Annotated in this window: 1 protein-coding gene; it reads right to left on the bottom strand. The window is 58.8% G+C overall.

Going from position 1 to position 556, the window contains the following annotated elements; translation table 11 throughout:
• On the bottom strand, positions 1–447 hold a 447-nt coding region (gene yidC / locus ACR0EL_RS22680; RefSeq protein WP_480502382.1), incomplete at its 3' end, for a membrane protein insertase YidC.
• Positions 448–556 lie beyond the last annotated feature (109 nt).

Genomic DNA, 556 nt, shown 5'->3' with positions numbered 1-556 from the left:
CCAGAGCGTGTTGGGGCCCGGGACATCCGCACCTGCAACTCCTGTACCCGGTGCCCAGCCGTAAAGGGCATAATAAGCCGATTCCGAACCAACCGGAGACAGCAGCTCAACAATAGGCGCGCCTTCTTCGATCGAGACTTTATAATCTTTCAGAAACAGCTCATCGATCCGCCCGCCGGACAGGGACAGGCTGCCTTTCAGACGGGGGGTGTCGATGTTGACGCGAGGGGCTTGTTCCTCTGGCAGTGTTTCCTCGGCGGTCGCTGTGGCTTCACCCACGGTGCTGGTCGCGCTGGGTGTTTGCACCTCGTCGCCTTCCAGAGCAGCAATTTCTGCAGCGTCCTGCGTCGTGGTTGATTCCGGCGGTGGGAACAGCACGAACCAGACAAGGATCACCAGAAAGCTGAGCGCGGTTGCAAGGATGAGATTTTTGTTCTGATCGTCCATCGGGGACAGCCACCTTGAGCAGTGAAACACACCCGGTGGGTTCAACAGAGTGCAGCCCCAAAGGTCAAGCGGAATCGCCCATCAAATCGCTCCGGCGCTGGATTTGGCG

It is taken from the genome of Ruegeria sp. AH12 (assembly GCF_056541465.1).
This window is presented reverse-complemented; position numbering and strand designations above follow the sequence as displayed.